Here is a 22,694-nt window from a genome sequence, read left to right on the forward strand (position 1 = left end):
CCGCGAACGGTGTTGACGCGCTGGAGGGTCATGATGCGCTCGGCGGCCTTGTACAGGTCGTCGATGGTCACCTTCTGACCGGTGACCGCGGTGTAGAACTGGGCCTCGAGGTCCAGGTCGCCGCGGTAGCTGCGCTCCTTTGCCGGAGCCATGGCCATGGGCCACACCCAGTTGCACAGGCACAGGGAGTCGTGCAGAACGTCGGTCACGATGCTCCACCAGGCGAACTCGACCTTGTGCTCGTTGATGGGGGTGTAGTTCTTGTCCGGGTCCATGGCGTCCTCGCCGCCGAACATCTCGGCCGCCATCTGCTTCTTAAGCTCGATGGGCAGACCGCAGCCCTGCAGGTTAACCGCGGAGTGAATCATGTTGTCGCGGTTGAACACCATGTTGTACAGACCGCCGACCTGGGCGAAGCACTCGATGGAGTGGTGGACCGGCCAGCCGCGGTAGTTGATGAGCGCGGACGACTTGTTGTCGAACCAGTCGGGGCGGTTCCAGTGGTCGGCATCGGTCCACACGTACGGACCGTGGCCAAGCCAGGAGATGGGCTTGTTCTCGGTGTCGTTGGAGGCGATATCCAGGAAAATCTTGATGAACGAGGTGGGATCGCCGGCGAAGATGGCGTCGAAGTTGTACTCGACCATCTGCTCGGGCGTGCAGTGCTGGGCGAGCAGGCCCTCCTTGTAGGTCCACGCGAGGTCGCGGTAGAGCTGCGCGTAGTTGCACCACAGGCCCAGGTCGTCCACGGTCACCGAGATGAGCTGGTTATAGAAGACGGACAGATCGGTAAGCGTCTTGTTCTCGCCCTCCTGGATGCCCGGCACCTGCCACATGGGCTGCATGTAGGCGGTGAAGGGGAAGTTGGGGACGCAGGTGTTGCCCGAGGACTCGTAGCCGGTGGCCTGCTGGACCTGCGGCACCTTCACCTGGGCATAGCAGCGCACGGGGCAACCGTGGCAGCCGGCCATCTTCACGGTGTACTTCTCGGCCGCGGGACCGAGGTCCTTGGTGGACTTCATGCAGCGGTAGCCCATGGTGTTGGGCTCGAAGGGCTTGGGCTCGCCGGTCTCGATGGGGCCGCCCTCGGCAGCCGCCCAGTACAGACCCTTGCGAGCGGTCCAACGGGAACCCTTGTCGTAGTACTCGGCCCAGGACTGCTGGGTGCTCGGCACGACGTGGTTGTTGTTGGAGCCCAGGACCTGGGCGATCATGTAATCGGACAGGTCGGCGACCATCTGCGGGTCGGCGACGTTGCAAGCCTTGGTGCCCTTGACGACGACGGCCTTGCACTTCTTGGAGCCCAGGACGGCGCCCAGGCCGGCGCCCGCGGAGTGCGAGCGGCTGTTCATAACGCAGGCGTAGGGCAGCATGTTCTCGCCGGCGGGGCCAATGGTGGCCACGCAGCACTCGAGGCCGTGCTTCTTGCACAGAGCCTCGTTGACCTCGCGCGTACCCTTGCCCCACAGCGCGGAGGCGTCCTCGATGGAGATCTTATCGTCCTCGATGAGGATGTAGACCGGCTTGTCGGACTTGCCCTCGATGATCAGGCCGTCGTGGCCGGAATACTTGAGGGTGGCGCCCAGCTGGCCGCCGCAGTGGCAGTCGACAACCAGGTGGTCCTTGGTGAAGGTGGACAGCGTGGACCAGGTGGAGCGACCGGCCAGCGGCACGCCGGAACCGGTCAGGGGACCGACGGCGAGAACGGCCTTGTTCTCCTCGTCCATCCACTTCACGCCTGCGGGGACCTCGTCGTACATGATCTTGTTTGCAAAGCCCATGCCGCCGATGTAGTCCTTCTGCATCTCGACATCGGACTCTTCGGTGATCTCACCGCTCGTAAGGTTGACGCGGGCGATCCAGCCAGCCCAACCGTAAGAGGTTTCAGCCATTTACTTCTCCTATTCTTAAGCGATCTTGCCACCGGCAACAAAGTCCTGCTGCTCGGAGACGAGCGGCCAGGGGTGCTCCTGCTTGGTGGGGCCGGAGGAGTGGCTCACGTCCTCCCACTCGATGAGCTCGATCGCGCCGTTGGGGCACTGCTCGGCGCAGCGGCCGCACGCGATGCACTTGGAAGACTTGCCGGTAACGGTGTTCACCACGGGCATGTGATAGGGGCAGGCGGCGACGCAGGTGCCGCAGCCGACGCACTTCTCGGCGTCCACGCGACGCACGCCGTTGTCATCGGTGACGATGGCGCCCTGGGGGCACGCGGTCTGGCACAGCGCGGTCTTGCACATGTGGCAGGCGCGCACGTTCCACTCGCACGAATAGAAGATGCCGTCGCCGGAGCCGAGCTCCTTACCGTACTGGTAGCCGTCGTGCACATGGATGCGCGCAGCGGCCGGCTGGGACACGCCGTCGTTGAGGAGCGTGCAGCTCATCTCGCAGCGCTGGCAACCGGTGCAGCGGGCGCGGTTCACCTTGAGCACGTGGGACGGGGTCGCGTAATAATCGACCTTGCCCTTCGAGCTCGTGGGAGCCGCAGCAGCGGTGTCCGGCAGGAGACCGAGCGCCACCATGCTCGCCACGAATGCGCCCGAAACCTTCACGAACCCACGACGGGTGAAGAAGGAGTCGAGGCGATCCGCGCCGGAGCCAACCTGCTCCAAAGCGGTGTTCTCTTTCATAGTTCCCTCCCTTTACTACTTCACGCGGAACGTCCGGGACGACGCCCGCGCCATATCCTTGAATCCGTTCCACAGGCGTTATGGACAGGACTCATCAGGTTGTATTGTGCATGACGGACGCGCAAGGGGCTCACCTGCTTTCGGGGTAATCCGTTCGGCGGGCGCCAGATAGGTAAAAATCGTGTCACCTGTTATAGGGTACCCCATCTACCTGCGGTTATCTTTTGGTAGCACGCACGCGCAAAGCAACAGCAAACGCTTTACCAAGGCAGAGCGCCGCGCAAAAACACCATACGCCGCAGCCTTTCCGCACCCTTCGGATAAGGACGGGCGCCGTTCGACGGCACGACCCGCGCGAAGCGTCGGCTCGGACGGCGCGAGAGGATCATCTGGTACGGACGAAACGCCGCGCGGGGCGCACAATGGGCCACCAGTACGCACGGGCGCATCGGCTCCCAAGCCGACGCCGCGCCCTTCGCCCTGCCCCTCCCCGCCCATCCGCACGGCATGGGAGAATGGAGGCGGCCGTCACCCAACCGGAGGTCCCATGCTTTCCGAACGACTCCTCTCCGCAACCGTTGGCGCCGGTGCCCGCAAGCTGTTCCGCTCCACAAACGCCCCCGGTACGCTTCCCGCGCCGAACCCCGGCCACGCGTACCTGCTCTACGTCCACATCCCGTTTTGCGACGTGCTGTGCCCCTACTGCTCTTTCACCCGCTTCCCGTTTCGCGAGGACGCCGCGCGCAGGTACTTCCAGGCACTCCATCGCGAACTCGCCATGATCCGCGACCTGGGCTACCAACCACCCGCCGCCTATATAGGCGGCGGCACGCCCACCATCCTCATGGACGAACTCGAGCGCACCATCGACTACATGCGCGAGCTGTTCCCCAGCATCCGCGAGGTGTCATGCGAGACCAATCCTCCGCACTTGGACCGCACGCGGCTCGAGCGCCTCTCCGCTATGGTTCAGCGACTCTCCGTGGGCGTGCAGAGCTTCGACAACACGCTGCTCAAGCGCATGGATCGCTATGGAAAATACGGCAGCGCCGAGCAGATCGTCGAGCGCATCCAGAATACGCACGATATGTTCGGCACCTTCAACGTGGATATGATCTTCAACTTCCCCGGACAGACCGAGGAAATGGTCTTGCGGGACATCGAGACCTTCCGCACCACGGGCGCCAACCAGATCACGTATTACCCGCTCATGACCTCGCCCGGCAGCGAGCGCCTCATGGAGACGTGCTTCCACGGCAAGGTCGACCCTGCACGCGAGCAGCGCCTCTACCATGCCATCTTCGATGCCATGACGGCCGCCGCGGCGGCGGGCGGCGCGGGCTTCCACGCCTCGGACGTCTACACGTTCGCCCGGGACAAACAAGCCATGATCGATGAATACGTGGTCGATTACGGCGAATACGTGGCCGCGGGATGCGGCGGGTACTCCTTCCTGGGAGACCAGGTCTTTGCCAACGACTCCTCCCTGGCGGGCTATTGCCGGCGCGTCGGGGAACACGCGACGAGCGTTACCGCCCGCATCGACATGGGACCCGCCAACGAGAAGCGCTACCGCATGGGCCGCGAGCTGTTTGGCCTGCGCCTCGACAACCGCGCGTGGAAGCGCGATTTCGGCCGCTACATCCAATACGACCTGCCCATGGAGTATGGCTACCTCGCAGCGAACGGCGCGTTCGCGACGAACAACGCCGACGAGCTCACGCTCACCCGCAAAGGGCGCTACCTGGTATTGGCTATGATGCGACAGGTGTTCATCGGCATGAATACCGAGCGCGACCGCCTGCGCGCGATGCTGCCGCCCTGCGAGCGCAAGATGTTCGCCGACTCCGCCGCGCAGCAGATCGCGGCAGCGCGGGCCGCCGACGAAGCAGGGCGCGCCTAGCCGCCGTACTCCGAGATGTAATCCAAGATCTCCTGGCGGGAATGCAGGTCGGTCTTCTCGTATACGCGCTTGATATGCGTGTGCACCGTATTGGTGGAGAGCTGCAGCTCCTCGCTCACGCGCGCCTGCGTATGGCCCAGCGCATACAGCGTGAGCACCTCGACCTCGCGGCCCGTAAGGCCGAAGCGCTGGCCCATCTTCATCACGGACGTGGCGATGTGCACGTCGGGCTTCTGATTCACCATGGGAGCCTGCTGCTGCGGCGCGATTGCCAGAACGCCCATGAATGGAATCTTGCGCACGTCATCCTCGGTGATGGGACCGCGCGCCCGGCTCGCCTCGACGGCCTCGCTGGGGGCCGAGAGCAGGCGCGTGAACACCAGCTGGGCGGACGCCAGCACGAACAAGCTCATGATGGAGATGATGACCGGCGCGTTGTCGGGCATCATGCGGTCGAGCAGCGCGTCGAATCGCATGCCCAGCACCGTGAGCACGTTCATGGCGATCCACGCGGCCGAGGCGTAGTAGTACGGATCGCGCCAGCCGAAGCTGATGAACGCGATGGTGAGATACCACACGAACGCGTTGAGCACGAGCGACGACGCCATCACGAACGACGCGCCGATGGAAACCGTCTTGGGCCAGATAGCGAAGAAGACCGCGCCCAAGGCCAAAAGCACCTGCATGACCACCCAGATGCTCGTGGTGAGCGCCCGCATGCGCGAACGCAGGCCGTTGCGCACCCATAGCAGGGAGACGATCCACACGAACACCAGGATGAGGAAGCGCGGAACCAGGCTCATATACACCGGGTCGCCCGCGGGAAAGCCGCGGCCCATACCCATGGGAATGGAGATGAGCCAGATGCCCGCGGCGGCCACGGCCAGGAAGCTACGGTTGGAGAAGCGGTTCTCATCGGTTCCAAAGTAGAGCTCCGAGACCGCGGGAAACGAGTCGCTCGGCGCGTCCATCGTGCGCGACAACCTCACCAGGGCGAACTGACCGAAGGTGAGCGCGGTACCGGCCAGATACCACCACGCGTTGTCCGAGAAGCTCAGGATGTAGGTGATGGTCTCGGCAAGCGCAAGGGCCGCGAACACCACGACCGACGCCGCCTGCGCCGAGATGCCGCGCAGCTTGCGCAACCAGTAGAACTCCAGATAGGTGCTACCCACCGTAACGCCCGTCCCCAGAGCCAAGCCCAGCGTGGAATCGGGGTCGGCGGGACCCCATGAAGCGAGGGCGAGGACCAGCGAGCACAAGCCGGCGAGATGAATCGCCAAAAACACGCCCAGCGACACGGAGCGCTTCGTGAAGCGCTTGATTACCAGCGTCGACAAGAACAACAGGCCCATGACGAAGGCGGAGGCGAAGAGGATCCATCCGGACAGCATCGACGTGCCCGTGGTGGCGTGCGCGGCCTGCACGCAGAGGTTCACGACGGACGAGGCGAACGCCAAACCCAGGACGGAGGGGAGGAGCACGCCGTACGCCTCGAACCCGAGCGGCGGCATCTGCTGTTCTGCGTCTTTCCCCTGCACCTAACCTGCGCTCCATCCTGCATCGTATAGCCAGCGACCTGCAAGGAGTCACCAGGCAAACCGTTGTAAGCGATAGGTTAGTATACCTTGTACTACACTTGCTTGCATATGTGTACACGACCCCCTGGCTTTGTGAAAGGTATGCGATGACTCCGGAAGAAGACCAGCGCGTCGAAGCCGCCGCGGACGAACAGGCCGCACCCGAGCTCTCCACCGGTGAACTCGAGGCGGTCCGCGCCCACAACGAGCGCGTCCGCGCTATGGACCGCGCCCTGTCCGACCTGCGCCAACGTTCATACGAAGGCAAGCTCACCACGCCTGCGCGCTGGAAGCGGCTGGCTCTGGCACCCGAAGGACCGGATGGCGTCCCCTTCGAAGATATGCTCGTGGGCTACATCGAGGAACACGAGCACGCCGAAGACGGCCCCGCCATCGGCCAGATGAGCGCACCGGCGCCGCTCGACGTGCAACTCGCGGGCCGAGAACCGGATGAGGGCGAGCGCCTGCCCGAGCCCGATGTCTCCGACATCGTGCTGCTTTATGGGAAAAAGGCCATCTACCTGTATTCCAAGCCGCTGCTTTCGAACAGCTTCGCGCACGCCCTCTTCCTCACCACCGAAAACGACGATATCACCACGTTCATCGATGTCGTTCGCACGGAATCGCGCACCTATCCGCGACCCGTCTCCATCCTCTCGTTCATGAACCCGCCCTACCTGTGGCCCACCGACAAAACCCGCAACCTGTTCGAGCAGCTTCAGGGCGAAGAGGCATTCAGCGACATCCACACGTGCCTCACCAGTGAAAACGAGACATTCTTCTACTCGACGCTGTACCTGAGCGATGCGCAGGGCAAAGCGCTTGCCGAGTGGTACGGCGTAGAGAAGGTCCGCAACCCGTAGCGCCGCCGCCGGCGGGCTCCCCGCCCCAACTATCACCCCTTCAAGCGAAAGGTATCCCCATGGCCAAGCAGCGCCTTACCGAGGACACGCCGTTCCTCCGCACCCCCGACATGTACCAGATCGAAAACGACGCACCCATCACCGAATACGCCGATGCGACCCTCGATATCATCGCCGACACCGCGGCGTTCGGCATCCCCGAGGGCGCCAACGCGTTTTGCAGCGTGGGCAAGGAGAAGCGCGGCACGGTGCAGATGCAGCTGTTCGCGCGCATCGACCCCGATACCGAGACGTTCGTCGAGGTGGGCTTTCGCAGCCACGGCTGCCTAGCCGCCATCGGGTGCGCCGCGGCCCTCGCCGAGCGCCTGCGCGGCATGACGTTCGAGCAGGCCCTCGCCATCACGAAGGAGGAGCTCGATGAGCGGCTCGGCAGCCTGCCTTCGAGCCGCCGCTACACGCTGCTCTACGGCACCGAAGCCGTCCGCGCGCTCATCGGCGACTACTGCCTGCGCGTGAAGGGCTTCTCGCTCGCGCAGCTGAACGACTACATCCCATGCGACTACATGTGCGCCAACTGCCTGCTCACCGAAAACTGCTCCCTGCGCGACGAGCGCGTCGACCAGGAGATGAGGGAGCTGGGAGAGATCAAATAGCCGGAGCGCCCCCGTGCCGTGCACCGTGTCAAACCCGCCCCGCTCGGCGCGCACGGTACAATAGTCGTCAGCACGAACCGGCGCCGCCGCGCGCATCGTCAAAAAGGAGTCATCCGTGATCGATCGTTACACCCGCCCGGAGATGGGCCACATCTTCTCGCTCGACAACAAGTACGCCATCTGGCAGGAGATCGAGGTGCTGGCATGCGAGGCGCAGGCCGAGCTTGGCACCTGCGGCATCACCAAGGAAGAGGCCGCATGGATCCGCGAGCACGCCGGCTTTGACCGCGCCGAGGTGGACGCCATCGAAGCCGTCACGCACCACGACGTCATCGCGTTCCTCACCAACATGGGCGAGCATATCGATGCCGAGGTTCCGGAGGGCGAACCCAAGCCCAGCCGCTGGGTCCACTACGGCATGACCAGCTCCGACCTGGGCGACACCGCCCTGTGCTACATGCTCACGCAGGCCTGCGACATCATCATCGACGACGTGCGCAAGCTGGGTGAGATCTGCCGCCGTCGCGCCTTCGAGGAGCGCCGCACCCTGTGCGTGGGCCGTACCCACGGCATCCACGCCGAGCCCATGACCTTTGGCATGAAGTTCGGCAGCTGGGCCTGGGAGCTCAAGCGCGACCTCGACCGCCTCATCGACGCGCGCAAGAACGTGGCCGTGGGCGCCATCTCCGGCGCCGTGGGCACCTACAGCTCCATCGACCCGTTCGTCGAGGAGTACGTATGCGAGCGCCTGGGCCTCGCGCACGACCCGCTGTCCACCCAGGTCATCTCGCGCGACCACCATGCATACGTGGCGGGCGTGCTGGCCACCACCGCCGCCACCTGCGACCGTATCGCCACCGAGATCCGCAACCTCCAGAAGACCGACACCCTCGAGGTTGAAGAACCCTTCCGCAAGGGACAGAAGGGCAGCTCGGCCATGCCGCACAAGCGCAATCCCATCACGCTCGAGAAGGTCTGCGGCCTTTCGCGCGTGGTGAAGTCGAACGCCCAGGTCGCCTTCGAGAACGTGGCCCTGTGGCACGAGCGCGACATCTCGCACAGCTCCGCCGAGCGCGTCGCGCAGGCCGACAGCTTCATCGCGCTCGACCACATGCTCACCTGTCTCATCCGCATCGTGGACGGACTCATCCTGTACCCCGCCCGCATGCAGGCCAACCTCGACCTCACGCGCGGGCTCATCTATTCGTCCAAGGTGCTGTTGGCGCTGGTGGATACCGGTATCACGCGCGAGGACGCATACAAGATCGTGCAGCGCAACTCCATGGCTGTATGGGACGACGTTCACAACGCCGTAGCCGGACCCAACCTGCGCGAACGCCTGGAAGCCGATCCCGAGTGCACCGTGACCAGCGAGAAGCTCGATGAGATCTTTGATCCCTGGGACTTCCTCACGCGCATCGACAGCGTCTTCGACCGCCTGGAGCACCTGTCCTTCGAGGAATAGGGCGAGCGTCGCACACGCATGAAACGAGCCCGGTACCTGCTACGGTACCGGGCTCGATGCTCTTCTGGAGCGGGCAACGGGACTCGAACCCGCGAGTGTCAGCTTGGGAAGCTGATGCCTTACCACTTGGCGATGCCCGCGATATGGTGCAACTTGTGCACCTGATGAGTATATCCCGCGGGTCGAGGCACGGCAAGATGTCATTTGCTTTCCATGCGGTGCCATGCCGATGCCCGTCTCTCTTATGGTTCATTTCGTGAATTCCCAGCCACGCACGTGTGCGGGGAATACCCCGCAGCGCTCGCTCCCATGGCTCTCGAGCTGCAGATGTAAGCCTTGTTCGAATGGAACTCGCAATCGTTTTAGGCGGCCGTTAGCATCGTTCGGTTTTTCTTAGAATCGCCGGGTTTAAGCTGCCCTTCCATCGCTACTGGAGGGAGCAGATATGATTCGCAAGCGATTCGCCCTACCAACCCTATTTCTCATCGCCGTGATCCTCGCGCTTGGCGGCTTTACCATGCCGCAGGCTATACGCGCGGCCGGCGATGGCATCCTGTCGATCACCTCGCTCGTCGACAATCCATATTCAACAGGCTCGATGCATTTCATACGCGGTAGCGCCGGCACGGGCAACGTTGCGTACTGCGCGCAAGGATGGCTGCGGCAGCCGGTTGTTGGCCAAAAGCTCGAGCGCTACGGCGACCTCAAGATACCCGAGCTCGATTACGTGTTGTGGCACGGCTACGACGGCGAGGTGATCGATTCCGTCTACGGCCTCGACGCGGGCCGCTCCGAAGCCGCAACGGCGCACGCCGTGTGGCTTGCCATCGCCGACCAGCGCGCCGACGTACTCACCTACGTAGGCCGCGATGGCTCATCCTACCACGGCAACAAAGCCTACATGGAACGATGGAACCTTATCGAGGACCCACGTATCAAGGACGCTGCATGGCGTCTCTACCAGGAAGCCCTTGCCTATAAGCAGGCGGGCGGAGGAGGTGTCGAGGAAGGCTGTTCGTGCCTCTGGCTCAACAAAACACCCACCTATGCGAACGGCATCCCTGCATTCGAGCATCAATCTATCGTTACCGTCGAAAAATCTCGAACCGTTAGATTCAACAAGACATCCGCATGCGCCGAGGTCACGAACGGCAACGACAGCTATGCGCTCGAAGGCGCTTGCTACGATATCCATCTGCGGGACACCCGTGAAAAGGTCGGCAGCATCACCACGGATGCCCAGGGCACAGCGTCGCTTCAGCTAAAACCTCGCACCTCCTATTTCGCCAAGGAAACCAAGGCTCCCCAGGGCTTCGTACTCGACCCTCGAGAGATTCCATTCACCACCGGCGACGATGGTGGATCGGTCGCCCTTGAAGACAAACCGGGTCGCGCGCGCCTCGTCCTTCAAAAGAAAGATGCAGCGACCCAGGGCGGACCCCAAAACAACCTGAGCTTTCAAGGCGCCGAATACCGCATCACTTCCCTCTCCACGCCAGGATGGAGCACGGACGCCACGACCGATGACAACGGATCGCTCACCGTGGAAGATATCCCCCTGGGCGCGTTTCAGGTTGTAGAAACCAAGGCACCGGCAGGATACCTGCTCGACCCGAACGTCCATACCTATACCGCGCAGCCAGGCCAGATGAACGACCTGGGTATCGTCGAGCTACAGCCAACAGACGATTTCATGGAAGCTCCCGTTGCCTTCGATATCGAAATCGCGAAGTTCAACGATGAAGGCGCCGGCAATGGCTCCGAGCTCGAGACCCCGGCAGAGGGTGTGTCCTTCGAGATCGTTTCGCGCTCATCGCAACGCATCATGGGGACCATCACGACGGGCGCCGATGGCTTTGCATCAACTAGGGGACACTGGTTCGGCGCGGGCGACAAGACCGACGATCTTGCCGGGGCTCTACCATACGACCCCAAGGGATATACCGTTCGCGAGGTGGCATCGACCGTACCCGAGGGCTTTGAGCGCGTGGACGATTGGGACATCGCCCCCGAGCAGCTCGCAGACGGCGTGTGCCTGCGCTATATCGTGAACAACACGCGTTTGATGTCGCGCGTGCAGATTATAAAGACCGACGCCGCGAGCGGGGAGCGCGTAGCACTATCTGGATTCTCGTTCCAGCTGCTCAACAATGAAAAAGAACCCGTCGAACTAGAGACCTGGCATCCCGAGCACGGCTCGACAAGCATCTTCACCACCGATGCCACCGGCAGCGTCACGCTGCCACAACCCCTTCCCACCGGCGTCTACTACATCCGCGAAACCACCGCTCAACCGCCCTACATCCTCGCCGAAACGGACGTGCGCTTCGAGATCATGGCGGACCAGGGCGAAATTGCGCCCCTATGCATAGTCGAGGTGGCCGACAACCAGGCCCGAGGAACCGCCAGCATAACCAAGACCTGCGCAGATGGGGGCGAGGCCTTGGCCGGCGCCGAATACGACGTCGTGGCCCTTGAGACGCTGGTTTCACCCGACGGGATCGTTCAAGCCGGTGAAGGCGAGACTGTCGGACGAGTCATCACCGACGATACGGGTACCGGAAGCATAGAGGACCTTCCCCTTGGCTCCGGGATGGCGCATTACGCGTTCATCGAATCCGTGCCGCCACAGGGCCATGTCCTCGACGATACCCCCATCCCCTTCATCCTGAGCTATCAGGACCAGCATGCGGCCGTTGTCCATCAGCATGCCGAGACGCGGAATAAACCGACGCGCGTAACGGTCGACAAGACGGTCACCGGTACGAACGACCCGCTGCGCGACGTGGCCTACGGCCTTTGGGACACACGGGACGAGTTGCCCGCGCCAGCGGATGGACCCGACAGCTCGTTCGCCCTCCGCTCATCCAGCGATGATCTGACCGTTGCCGTTCAGCCATCCCTTACGACTTCGGAAATACTCTTCGACCTTCCCAGTGGGACATCCGCCATCATCGTTGACGACGAAGGCGCTCATATTTCCGCCCAACATGGCAGCTGGATCACCCCGGGAAACTATGAAGTCCGAATAACCAACAAGGGCGACGATGAGCACGGCCTCGTGCTACCGCTCGAATGTAAGGCGGGATACTCCTATACCGTGCAGGTACGCGGAGGCCTCTTTGGGCTGACGGGGTCGATAGAGCAATCGCAAGCTCTGGTGAAGCCCATCGAGGCGGTCCTTTCATCCGATTGGAACGCCTACATGATCGAGCGTATCCCAAGCGGAACCTACGATGTGCTGGTCAACTCAGAACCCGTGGGTACATGCACCGTTGCAGCCAACCGTCCGTGCCATCTCACCTTCGAGGACGGCTCTATGGCAGCCGCGCCCATCCTGCTCAAACCGGGTGCCACGCTGCATGAAGCCACAACGGACGAGCACGGGGTCGCCGTGTTCGACCATATCGAGCGCGGCTCCTACCGCCTCTGCGAGCTCGATGCCCCTGCAGGGTTCCTCAGGGATGAACGGGTTATCGACCTCCATGTCGATGAACGCGGGCGCGTTAACGGGGAAACCGACCATCACCTCGGATTCAAAAACGATTACACGAAGACAGAGGTTTCCAAACGAGATATAACGACGGAAGAAGAGGTGCCTGGAGCCCACTTGAGCATCCTCGATAGCGACGGCAACGAGGTGTGCAGCTGGGTGAGCGGGGATGCCCCGCACCGCATCGACAAACTGCCCGTTGGCAGCTATACCCTGGTGGAGCAGCTCACGCCTCGCACGTATGACTATGAATCGAGCTGCACCTTCGAGGTGCTCCCAACCGGCGAGATCCAACATGTCGCGCTCTATAACAAACCCATCGAGATAACCGGAGAAATCGACAAGCGACAGCAGATTGCCGACCCCGTTGCGGCCAATACCGTTGAAAACGGAGATGGCGCCAACAATGCAGCGGTCACCGCGTCCCCCGACGGACGTTATCGATACAGCATCGATGCGCGCAATACGAGCAATACCTGGGTTGATGAGTTTACGATCGACGACCGCCTGGCCGCCGCCGAAGCAGGCCTCGCCACGCTCGAATCCCTTACGACGCCCGTAGCGCACGGAGACTTCGACGGCCTGGTCAACGTTTGGTATCGAACCAAAAACGCAGGAGCCCCTACTACCAGCGACGCTAATGCCACGCGCGACGATGGGCATACCAACCCTTGGCTCGATCAACCCGAAGTCGTTGAGGTACTTGGAACCGACGGGCGCTCGCTATCATACGACGGCTGGACGCTATGGGCCCAGGGATTGCGAGCCGACGCACCCACCGAGCTCGCAGTCGATGCGCTCAAATTGAAAGCAGGGGAGCAAATCGTTGCCATCCGCATGGAATATGGACGCGTAGATGACGGGTTCACCACGCGGACGGATGAATGGGACCGCAGTCGCATAAAAGACCGGCATGACGATTGCGGTGCAATTCCCCCTGATGACGAAGATGGCGCTCATGCGCCCGCAATTCTCACCATGCGCCTTACCAACGCCTATCAAGAGGGGACGCATCTGGAGAACGAGGCGTCTGTGCATCTGTATAGAAACGGAGGGGGCGAGCAGCTGGAGGATCACGACAGCGATCGCGTTACCCAGACGCCCAAGCACGAGGGACCGGAACTGGCAAATACAGGTTTCCCGCTTACCCCCGCCCTCATCGTTGGAGGCCTCGCATGCCTATGCATGGTAACCCTCGCGACAAGGCGGAAGCGGTAAGGGCTCCCCGCGCTGGCCGTGGCATGCATGCGCGCGGCCGGCGCGGCTATCGACCGCTGCTCCTGATCCTATGCGCCTATATAGCACTCACCTGCTTCATGGTCCTCAGCTCGGCGCTACCCGTCTGCAGCGACCCGCCATCGCATTTCCAACCGATAGAACGACATCTTCAAACCGATAGCAAAGCCGACTCCAAAGGGGCTGGCGTAGGTCACCTCGTCGTAGAAAGCGCCGGCATATCAACCTGGATAGCTCAGCCCTCGCCAAACCAACCACCCGACTGGTATCTGCGACATGGCATCGATGGCCAACCAAAACGGACGGGAACGCCATATTTAGATGCGCGCTGCACGGAAACGCGCCACCTCATGGTCTACGGACACAATCTCGGTATACCGGGACTGGGGTTTACCTCGTTAGCCAGAGCGTTCAAAGCGGATGTATTCAGCGAAATGGGCGAAGCGACTTGGTCCCAACAAGGCCGTTGCATGATCAGCTTTACACCGGCGTTCGCCTGTCGCGTCGACAAAGCATACGAAACCATTCAGCGGTTCTCCTTCGCCACAGCCGATGAGCTGCGCACATGGCTCCACGCCATCAAGAAGGACGCCGCTGTAGCCGAATCTGATTGCGACGAGCTTATAAGCAGGGCACGCAGCGCCCTCACCTTGGTGACATGCACAAAGAACCAGCGAGCGGGGAGGGAGCGGACCCTCGTTATATACGTAAGCCCCCAGGAGAGCTATTCGCTGGGCGCGTCCACGGAATCAGAAGGATCGGAGGAAGAAAGCTCACCATCGGACATATCCGCCAGCTGATCAGCAGCCTTCTTGTTTGATTTTTCGGCCGCAACGCGCTCAGCGCGCACATCAGCTGGAGTCGACCACTTTTCCCCAAGAAAATGAGAGACACCGAAGCCCATGGCAACAGCCAGCGCGGCACCGATCAGATATGCAGCCCAGTGACGCCTCATGAATGCAAACACAAGCCCTCCGATAAACCAGATCCGCACATACGTCTACGTAATACCCGACATTCTACGCTGGCAAGCCAACATATGCGAGCATCTTGCAGAAATTGGGTACACAGTTGATGTGATTCTCTCATCAACCGTTTTGGAAGGGAGCACGCCGTGCTCGAACTGTACTACAGCCCCTATTGCCCCTACTGCATCAAGGTGCTCAACGCTCTCAAGGATATGTCTGTCCGCGTCACGCTCAAGAACATCAACGAGGACAAAGAGGCCGCAAAGACACTCGTGGAGGTTGGTGGCAAACGCCAGGTACCCTGCCTGTTCATCAATGGGTCGCCGCTCTATGAATCCGACGACATCATTTCGTTTCTGCGCACCCGCTAATACCGCCGCTTATTCCACCGGCATGAAAAAGGACCCATACGGGTCCTTTTTCATGCCATGCTATTCCCCATCCGCTACGAGCGGCGGATGACTTCGGTCACAACATCGGATACCAGGGCTACGTTGCCCTCGTCAACGTTGTACGGCTGGTCCCCCTCGCTATGCGAGCATGCGAAATGAGAGCCATCGATGCCGGCGATGGTAAGCGAGCGCAGGCTTCGAGACATGGCCTCGTACGCATCGGTATCCACGAAGGGCATATCGACGGCGCCGAATTCATGATGGAAGTCGGCGGATACCCGCTGTACGAGCTTGAGAATGCGTTTATCCCCCTTGAGGACACGCTGTTCACCTTCGCTCGCCAGAACGGCCAGCTGGCCGGAACCAACGCTTTCGAGGTTGATGAGGAACACGCCGCGAAGCTTATCGCGATGGGTATCGAGGAAGGCCTTGATGCCGGCGTTGCCGCACTCGGAGGCGCCGGTGGCGACGAACCAGATATCATGGCCGAGGAGCTCCTCGTCGCCCATGGACGTGATGGCGTCGCGCAGCTCGTCTTCGCCTACGCCTTCAGGGCCCGTGGCGCCGCCCTTCCAACCGTTGTCGTCGTCGAAATTGTCCCAAGAACCAATCTCGTTGCCGTTGCGCTTGGCATCGAAATCATCGTCGACGCCGAGCCAACCGCTCATGCTGTCATCCTGCTGCTTCTTCTTCCTACCGAAGAAACGGGCGAGACCGCGGCGCGGCTTCTCCGTCGGGGTGGATGTCTTCGAGGATTCAGCCTGCTTCGCTTCCTCGGGCTCGCTCTCCTGGTTGGAAGACAACTGAGCGCCTGCCGAGGTGTTTTCAACAACCGAGAAACCGCGCGTGGCGGCCGACGTGGTGGAAGCGGGAGCAGGAGCAAAGGGATCGGCGGGCTTGACCGAGGGGTCGGGGAGATCGAACAGCGGCGCGCGGCTCGAAGTCTGCTGCAGGGCCTCGATACCCGGCACGCTGGGAATGCGGCGCGGGGCGGGACGCTGGGAAGCCTCGATAGATGGAATATTAAGGGCGCGCTGCGGACGGGAAGCCGGCTGCGCTTCGGCCTGCATCGTCGCAGCATCAGCCGCTTCGGGCTGCTCGGAGCGGGACTCGCCCGCCGCGGGCATGGCCATCGTCTGGCCAGGAGCGACCGCGGGCTCGGCGGAGGGCTGATCGGAAGCGATTACCGGCGCAGCGGGCATCGTGCGATCGAGCGCGATCTGAGATTCCTCCTCAGCGGGTGCTTCATCGGACTGCAAGCCATTCTCCGAAGACCCATCGGATGCATCGGCGACGCTGGACAGCTCATGGTCATCGAGTTCGACGGGCATCTCGTCAACCGCTTCAGCCTCGAAGCCCTCGCTTGCATCCTCTTCGACACGATCGTCTATCTGCTGTTCGATCGCCACGGCCTCGAAAACCTCGGTCGCATCGACGGACGGAAGCTCATCCTCCACGAGCCCCTCGTCGTGAGCCTCGGTCGATTCGGCTTCGACCGGCGAAGAACCGAAGACCGCCGTGTGCTCGAGCTGGTCCATAGAGAATACAGCGGTGGCGCCGTCCATCTCGGAAGCATCGATCGATACGGTGCCGGCAACGTCAGCCTGCTCGACAGAAGCATCCTCTGCAACAGGCTCATCGTCCTCGGTGTCAGCTTCGGGAACAAGATCCCCTTCGACCTCGGCATCGACGGGCTCCGGCTCGGGTTCGGGCTCCTCTTCGATAACCTCCCACTCGGCCTCGAGGATATAGTCGCTCGTATCCTCCTCGACCTGCTGGTACGGCGAGGGGAACTCATCCTCGACCGCGGCTTCAGCCGAAAGCTCATCGACGATATCCTGTGCTTCGCTGGCAACGGACGCGGCAAGGTCGTCAAAGGAATCCGCGCCGTCGAACGGCGTGGGCTCAAGAACCTCTGATACCTCGTCTACCTGTTCGAATGCCTCGCCCTGCAAGGTCTGCGGAGCCTCCCACATACTGGGATCGTCGTATGCCTGCTGGCTGAAAGACGCCTCGGGCTGTGCGAGCTCCTCCGCAGCGGGCTCGGCAACCATGGGTTCGGAAGCACGGACCGGCTCGGGCACATAGGTCGGCTCGAGCGTGGGAACGGGCTCGGGCGCGAGAACGGGCTCGGGCACGTGATATGCCTCGACCCGCACGGGCTCGGGCTCAAAAGCGGGAGCCTGCTGTTCGCGGGACTCCTCTCGATGCACGGGTTCGGAGACCCGAGCAGGCGCAGGGTCCACAGGCTGCTGAACGGGCTCGGGCATCACGGGCAGCGCATCGGCGGAATACGAGAACGCGCAGTCCTCCCCAACCATGCCAAGCGCTCGAATGATATCGGCGCCATAGCGCAGATTGCCGACGGCATTGCGCGGCAGCGTGGGCTCGGGCTCGGGCTCGGGCTCGGGCTCCGGTTCCGACTCGACACCACGAGCGACCGGAGGCTCGGATTCCTGCACATAGGAAGCATCGGCAACCGCGTCGGCATCGGCGCGCTGCGTCTCCACAGGCGCAAGACCGGCAGCAACCAGGTCGTCACGCGTCATCGTGGTGGTGGCGCCAGACAGCGGCTCGTCATCATACAGCTCGAACGTGGCCGGAGAAGGCTGCTCGGAAATCAGCTCGGGAGCCGCAGCCGGCTCGACAGCCGTGTTGGCGACAGCAGGGACTTCCTGACCAGGCTGGATATCGCCGTATGCGGTCTCCATCCGCCCCTCGTCCTCGTAATCGCTAAACTCGTCCTCCACCGGCGCATAGGACTGCTGCTCTTCCATGAACTCGTGGAAGGGCTTGTCCGCGGGAAACTCGTGGGCGCCCTCGAACGGGGCGACGGCATCCATCACGCCAAGCATGGCGGCAACGGAAGACTTGTTGCATACCGAGCCGGAGGTATACGGCAGGATGAACTTGTTGGCAAGAATGGATACCGAATACACCATCGGTACCAACGCGACCACGATACCGATGATCCACAGCACGGTTTTAGCGGCAACGGGCACGGGGAAGAGGCACGCCACGGCGATCAGCGCGGGCACGACCATGGCAAAGGGAAGCAGCTTGACGATGATCGGGCGATAGCTGGCAAACGGTGCCTGGGAGAGAAAATCCGCGCGCGGCGAGTCGTAATGGGCGACCACGACGACGGGGCGGTTGCGCGGCGAGGCGAGCGGTCCCGAAGCCTGATGGTAGGCGATAACGTTTTGGCTCAGACCGCCGTTGCCGAACTGCGACAACATGGGGTGACCCGTACGCTCGAGCACATAGAGAACGGCGCCGAGGAGCGTCAGCACCAAACCGACCAAGCCGACGGACCCGCCGACACCCATGAGAATGGCACCGACAAAGACCAGGATGCCATAGACCGCCTGGGCGATCTTGCCGCCAGAAGATGCGCTGAACTCCTGGATTTCAGGTTGAAATCCGTGATCTCTGAAGATAGTGGCAACGATGTCGGCGGCAGCGCGCTCCTCCTCGCTGCATGCGGGCGTGATCCCCGTGTTCTGCAGGAGATGATTGAGGTACTTTCTGGTATTCGCCATGTGGGCTCCACATCATTGATTCGTATAGTCCAAGCATACCGCTCCCACGGTAAGCCTATATATAGTCGAAAGTATACCCTTACTTATATGCAGGTGCACCACATCGCGCGGACACGGGACCAAACAGCATCGCGACTGCGCATTCCATAGCGGGCCGGGATTCGACTACAATGCAATCCAGACGCACGCGTCGCATGCATGCCGCGGTCCAACGCGCCTTATACCTGCGAAAACAAACCAAGCCATGCATGCGACCACCCATCACGCAAGAAAGGCGAGTACATGGACAGCACACGCCACCCGAGCTCCGGCTGGGATGCAGCCGCGGATGAGGCCGTTGGGTACGACGACTGGGCCCGGCGCATCCTCAACCTGTTCTTCGTCCTCAACGCATCGAAGACGCCAATCAGCACCAGCCACATCATCTTCGACGCCGACCTGGGCTATAACTCGGGAAATCCCGACTCGGACAAACGCAAATTCAAGCGAGACCGCGATGAGCTGGCGCGTTTCGGCGTGCACGTCGTCGAGCACAAAGCTGAGGGCGCGACGGAGAACGAGGAGAGCTCCTGGGTTATCGACCGCACGCAAACCCAGGCCGAACTCGGCATCCTCACCACCGACGACGCCGATATCCTCCTGGCGGCGCTTCGCGACTACGCGGGGCAACCCGGCATCCCGTATCGCAGCGCGCTCATGCACATCATCGCGAAGCTCGACAACGAGGGCGCGGGAGACACAGCTGCTTCGGACGCCGCTGCCAGCGGCGATCCTGTGTTCCAGGCTCTGTGGGCCGCCTTCACGTTGCGGAAGAACGCCGTCTTCACCTACACCGACGCGCAGGGCGCCACCACGAAAAAGCGCTCCATTGATATATGGGGGTTCTTCACCCAGGACGAGTGCATGTACTTCGTCGGATTCGACCACGGCCGCGAGGCCGTGCGCACGTTCCGCGTCGACCGCGTGCGCAGCGTCAACAAACCGGGAAAGGCCTACGCGATCCCCGACGACTTCAACGTGACCGACTACCAGTTCCTGCCCTTCGACCTTGCCGACACCCAGGCCGTTGATGCCTCCTTCACCTTTCCGCAGGGTCTTCCCGCAGCCGAAATCGAGGCGATAACGCATGGTCGCGGATCGCTCGGCGCCGGCAGCGCCGGCGAGCGCACCTGGACCATCCCGGTACGCGACCTGACCGCAGCGGCCTCCTTCGCATTAGGACACGCCGGCACGGGCATGCGCCCGCTGTCGCCCCGCGGGCTCGTCGAAGCATGGAACAACCAGATTGCAAAGGTGGTGGCCGCCCATGACCGCGCATAAGAAAACGCCCGGCGACCTCGTTATCGAAGCCGGCATCAACCTGCTCGAGCTGCTCACAAACGCACCGAACCATCGCGTGTCGCGCGCGCAGGCCGCAACCGCCCTGAACCTCACCGCCGAACAGCTCGCCGACGTGGTCGACTGCGTTTCCACGCTCTCCGATTCCCATTCGGGTGCGCACGCCGCCATCGCCTGCGAGGATGGTGAAATCGCACTGGAAGGCAACGCGGGCCTCGTGGGAACCATCCGCCTCGACCTGGGAGAGAGCACCGTGCTCTCCCACGTGCTCGGACGCCTGAACATCAGCGACGACGTGCGCGAGCGCGCTGCGGACGCGCTGCTTCCCCTGGGCCGCCTCCAGCTCGAGGATTCCACCCTGGGATCGCTGCCGGTCTTTGGGCGGCACTATCAGCCCCTGCACGAAGCGATCAGCGACGGTGTGCGCTGCCGCATCCTGTACCGCTCCGCGCGCGAAGACGCCGCATCGTGGCGCACGATCGATCCCGTTCGCATCTCCACGGAAGCCGACAGCGCTCACCTGATCGCCTGGGACATCGACCGCGATGCGCAGCGCATGTATCGCCTCGATCGCATCGCCCAGGTGGAGCTGACCGACGATTCGGCCGAACCGCACGACATACGGGAAGAGGCCGCATCCGAAAGCGTTGCGAAAAGCGGTGCGGTCGCCACCGTCATCCTCGCCATCGATTGCACCCCCGCTCAACTCGCCTGGACGCAGGGGCTCGAACGGATTTCACTCGACGACGGACGCATCGAACTGCACGTCCCCGTGGCATCTGAGACCTGGCTCTTCGACCGGATCCTATCCAGCGGCGGCGCGGCGGTGCTCGCAAGCCCCGCCGACATGAAAGAGAGGCTCCTCGCATACGCAAGCAGCCTCTCCCGTTAGCATCGTCACTCGTGAGACGAGCGCCACATATGGAGGTACCGACCGACCTGTCCCGCGGCTATCTGCTGATAGCCCGTGGGCAGGGAGGCGAGGAACTTCTTACCGTAGCCCTTGCTCAGCAAGCGGGAATCAGCCAGCACCAGCACGCCCTTATCGGTCGAGGTGCGGATGAGCCTTCCCGCGGCCTGCCGCACCTCAAGGACCGCATCGGGTAGCGCGTAGCGCGCCCAGGCGCGGTCCTCGCGAATGTTGCGCTCGCATGCCAGCGGCTCGGTGGGGCTTGCAAACGGTAGCTTCGGAATCACCACGCAGCGCAGGGTGTCGCCCGACGCATCGAAGCCCTCCCAAAACGCCTTGAGCGCGAATAGCGACGAGGACTCCTCCGAAATGAAATGGTCGCGCAGCTGCTTGGCGCTCGACCCCTTGAGCTGGCAGGCCAACTCAAGGCCATCTCGCGCCAGCTGCGGCTCGACGCGCGCATAGAGCTCTTCCATGTCGCGCCTGTTGGTGAACAGGGTGAGCGTGGAGCCGCCCATCTCGCGATGAACGTCGAGCAGGAGGCGCTCCATGGCGTCGAGGTACGCCTCGCGATTGCGCGGATCCGGAAGGTCGCCCGCCACGACAACAGCCATATTGCGGTCGAAATCGTAACTCGAATCCAGTCGCAGCGTCTTGTGCGAGCCCGCGGACAGTCGGTCGAGGCCCACCGCATGATTGAAATGGGTGAAGTCCTTCGAAACCGTCATGGTTGCCGAAGCGAAGATCGCGCTATGAACCTCGGGGAGCCACTGCTCCGCAAGCGCCTCGCCGATATCCATGCGCTCGGCCGTAAGGGCCTCGCCTCCCGCCCGCAGCCTGCGGTTCACCTGCAGGGAATACACGTAGCGCTCATCGGTGCCGTCCACGATAAGCCGTAGCGCGTCCATCGCTTCCCTCATGCGGCGGGCGCCGTCGGCGACATCCACCACGAATTCCGGCTTTTCGGCACCAACCGTCTCGACAAGCGATGCCAGGTTCTTATGCGCCTGGTCCAGGGCGTCCAACGCCGTATGCGCAACTTCGGCGAATGCGGCCCAGGCCACGCCATCGCGCATCTCGGGACCGATCCACACGTTGGCGTTATCATATCCGCCCGCCGTCCGCTGTCGGCCCGCCAGATCTCGGACGGCCTCGAACAACTCGGCCATGGCCACCGACGCGCGCTGGACGGCAGACGTCGCCTTGGCCGAGATTCCCATGAACAACGTCGCGGCATCGCTGCCCGCAAGCTGGTTTACCAAAGCGCCTAAAGCGCCCGTGCGCTCGTTGCCCAAGCGCTCGAAGAGCAGCCGAGATTCTTCGGCCGAAACGCTCAGCGCCCACTGACGGCGCGCCTCGCGCTCCACAGAGTGCGCCTCATCGATAACCCAATGGCGAATAGGGGGCAAAATCTTGCCGCCGGACGCCACGGCGCGAAAAAGCAGGGAGTGGTTGGTCACCACGACATCGGCGCGCGCAGCACGTCGGCGCGCGCCGTGGACCAGACACTTGTCGGGGAAATACGGGCAGAGCTTGCGCGCGCACTCCCGCGACCCCGTGGTGAGGTCCGCGCGGTTCACGCTCTTCCAGCGAATACCCAGGGCATCCAGGTCGCCCGAAGGGGACTGGCATGCAAATGCGTAGATCACCGCGATGGCCGTCAGCGTGTCGGCGGGATCGCGATCCGTCACGATCTCGCGGGCGCGGGTAAGGCGCTCGAG

At 62.6% G+C, this 22,694-nt stretch carries 14 protein-coding genes and 1 tRNA gene; 8 read left to right on the forward strand and 7 right to left on the reverse strand.

All coding sequences use genetic code 11. The annotated features are described in order from the left end of the window. Positions 1 to 1,892, reverse strand: a 1,892-nt coding sequence (locus I2E26_RS03445) for an aldehyde ferredoxin oxidoreductase N-terminal domain-containing protein (RefSeq protein ID WP_195419616.1), incomplete at its 3' end; no start/stop codon positions are given. Between the two features lie 15 nt (positions 1,893 to 1,907). Beyond that, on the reverse strand, positions 1,908 to 2,630 hold the full coding sequence (locus I2E26_RS03450) for a 4Fe-4S binding protein (RefSeq protein WP_147587763.1): 723 nt from the start codon (positions 2,628 to 2,630) through the stop codon (positions 1,908 to 1,910). 547 nt (positions 2,631 to 3,177) lie between these two features. Between I2E26_RS03450 and I2E26_RS03455 the strand changes: the two genes are divergently transcribed. Then, positions 3,178 to 4,533 carry a coproporphyrinogen III oxidase family protein gene (locus I2E26_RS03455; RefSeq protein ID WP_195419617.1) on the forward strand — a complete coding sequence of 452 codons (1,356 nt, stop codon included), beginning with the start codon at positions 3,178 to 3,180 and terminating at the stop codon, positions 4,531 to 4,533. On the opposite strand, the gene I2E26_RS09205 is transcribed toward I2E26_RS03455, so the two are convergent. Next, the gene (locus tag I2E26_RS09205) at positions 4,530 to 6,074 is read right to left on the reverse strand and encodes a helix-turn-helix transcriptional regulator (RefSeq protein ID WP_195419618.1); all 1,545 of its coding nucleotides are present in this window, start codon (positions 6,072 to 6,074) and stop codon (positions 4,530 to 4,532) included. The genes I2E26_RS03455 and I2E26_RS09205 overlap by 4 nt on opposite strands. 146 nt (positions 6,075 to 6,220) lie before the next feature. Between I2E26_RS09205 and I2E26_RS03465 the strand changes: the two genes are divergently transcribed. The 3 genes from I2E26_RS03465 (at position 6,221) to purB (ending at position 9,094) form a co-directional block, all read left to right on the forward strand. Next, entirely contained in the window at positions 6,221 to 6,976 is a 756-nt protein-coding gene (locus I2E26_RS03465; protein ID WP_195419619.1) for a hypothetical protein, read from the forward strand. Between the two features lie 59 nt (positions 6,977 to 7,035). Continuing rightward, positions 7,036 to 7,629, forward strand: coding sequence for an iron-sulfur cluster assembly scaffold protein (locus I2E26_RS03470; protein WP_195419620.1), 594 nt, complete (start codon positions 7,036 to 7,038; stop codon positions 7,627 to 7,629). A gap of 115 nt (positions 7,630 to 7,744) precedes the next feature. Beyond that, entirely contained in the window at positions 7,745 to 9,094 is a 1,350-nt protein-coding gene (gene purB, locus I2E26_RS03475; protein ID WP_147587758.1) for an adenylosuccinate lyase, read from the forward strand. Positions 9,095 to 9,159: 65 nt separating this feature from the next. Here the strand turns inward: purB and I2E26_RS03480 are convergent. Beyond that, positions 9,160 to 9,234 (reverse strand) — tRNA-Gly (locus I2E26_RS03480). A 305-nt stretch (positions 9,235 to 9,539) separates the two neighbouring features. Between I2E26_RS03480 and I2E26_RS03485 the strand changes: the two genes are divergently transcribed. Further along, entirely contained in the window at positions 9,540 to 13,805 is a 4,266-nt protein-coding gene (locus I2E26_RS03485; RefSeq protein WP_195419621.1) for a SpaA isopeptide-forming pilin-related protein, read from the forward strand. A 742-nt stretch (positions 13,806 to 14,547) separates the two neighbouring features. Here the strand turns inward: I2E26_RS03485 and I2E26_RS03490 are convergent. Beyond that, on the reverse strand, positions 14,548 to 14,790 hold the full coding sequence (locus I2E26_RS03490; RefSeq protein WP_195419622.1) for a hypothetical protein: 243 nt from the start codon (positions 14,788 to 14,790) through the stop codon (positions 14,548 to 14,550). Between the two features lie 147 nt (positions 14,791 to 14,937). Here I2E26_RS03490 and I2E26_RS03495 point away from each other — a divergent pair, with 147 nt between their 5' ends. Further along, the gene (locus I2E26_RS03495; protein WP_147587755.1) at positions 14,938 to 15,162 is read left to right on the forward strand and encodes a glutaredoxin; all 225 of its coding nucleotides are present in this window, start codon (positions 14,938 to 14,940) and stop codon (positions 15,160 to 15,162) included. A gap of 74 nt (positions 15,163 to 15,236) precedes the next feature. Here I2E26_RS03495 and I2E26_RS03500 read toward each other — a convergent pair whose 3' ends face one another. Beyond that, positions 15,237 to 18,725 (reverse strand): M28 family peptidase, encoded by a 3,489-nt coding sequence (locus I2E26_RS03500; RefSeq protein WP_195419623.1) that lies wholly within the window; start codon positions 18,723 to 18,725, stop codon positions 15,237 to 15,239. A 282-nt stretch (positions 18,726 to 19,007) separates the two neighbouring features. Between I2E26_RS03500 and I2E26_RS03505 the strand changes: the two genes are divergently transcribed. Together I2E26_RS03505 and I2E26_RS03510 are read left to right on the forward strand one after the other, a co-directional pair. Next, positions 19,008 to 20,045, forward strand: a complete 1,038-nt coding sequence (locus I2E26_RS03505) for a YafY family protein (protein WP_195419624.1) — start codon at positions 19,008 to 19,010, stop codon at positions 20,043 to 20,045. Beyond that, the gene (locus I2E26_RS03510; protein WP_195419625.1) at positions 20,032 to 20,955 is read left to right on the forward strand and encodes a WYL domain-containing protein; all 924 of its coding nucleotides are present in this window, start codon (positions 20,032 to 20,034) and stop codon (positions 20,953 to 20,955) included. Before I2E26_RS03505 ends, I2E26_RS03510 begins: the two co-directional genes overlap by 14 nt. 5 nt (positions 20,956 to 20,960) lie before the next feature. Here the strand turns inward: I2E26_RS03510 and I2E26_RS03515 are convergent. Beyond that, the coding region (locus I2E26_RS03515; RefSeq protein WP_304515622.1) for an ATP-dependent DNA helicase at positions 20,961 to 22,694 on the reverse strand (1,734 nt) is incomplete at its 5' end.

Origin of the sequence: Collinsella sp. D33t1_170424_A12 (assembly GCF_015554865.1) — a bacterium.
Classification (GTDB): domain Bacteria; phylum Actinomycetota; class Coriobacteriia; order Coriobacteriales; family Coriobacteriaceae; genus Collinsella.

What these genes read in the sequence shown, in the direction of transcription:
- I2E26_RS03510 (WP_195419625.1), top strand. Translation starts at nt 20,032, where the DNA reads ATGACCGCGCATAAGAAAACGCCCGGCGACCTCGTTATCGAAGCCGGC.
- I2E26_RS03450 (WP_147587763.1), bottom strand. Translation starts at nt 2,630, where the DNA reads ATGAAAGAGAACACCGCTTTGGAGCAGGTTGGCTCCGGCGCGGATCGC.
- I2E26_RS03470 (WP_195419620.1), top strand. Translation starts at nt 7,036, where the DNA reads ATGGCCAAGCAGCGCCTTACCGAGGACACGCCGTTCCTCCGCACCCCC.
- I2E26_RS03505 (WP_195419624.1), top strand. Translation starts at nt 19,008, where the DNA reads ATGGACAGCACACGCCACCCGAGCTCCGGCTGGGATGCAGCCGCGGAT.
- I2E26_RS03500 (WP_195419623.1), bottom strand. Translation starts at nt 18,725, where the DNA reads ATGGCGAATACCAGAAAGTACCTCAATCATCTCCTGCAGAACACGGGG.
- I2E26_RS03485 (WP_195419621.1), top strand. Translation starts at nt 9,540, where the DNA reads ATGATTCGCAAGCGATTCGCCCTACCAACCCTATTTCTCATCGCCGTG.
- I2E26_RS03455 (WP_195419617.1), top strand. Translation starts at nt 3,178, where the DNA reads ATGCTTTCCGAACGACTCCTCTCCGCAACCGTTGGCGCCGGTGCCCGC.
- I2E26_RS03465 (WP_195419619.1), top strand. Translation starts at nt 6,221, where the DNA reads ATGACTCCGGAAGAAGACCAGCGCGTCGAAGCCGCCGCGGACGAACAG.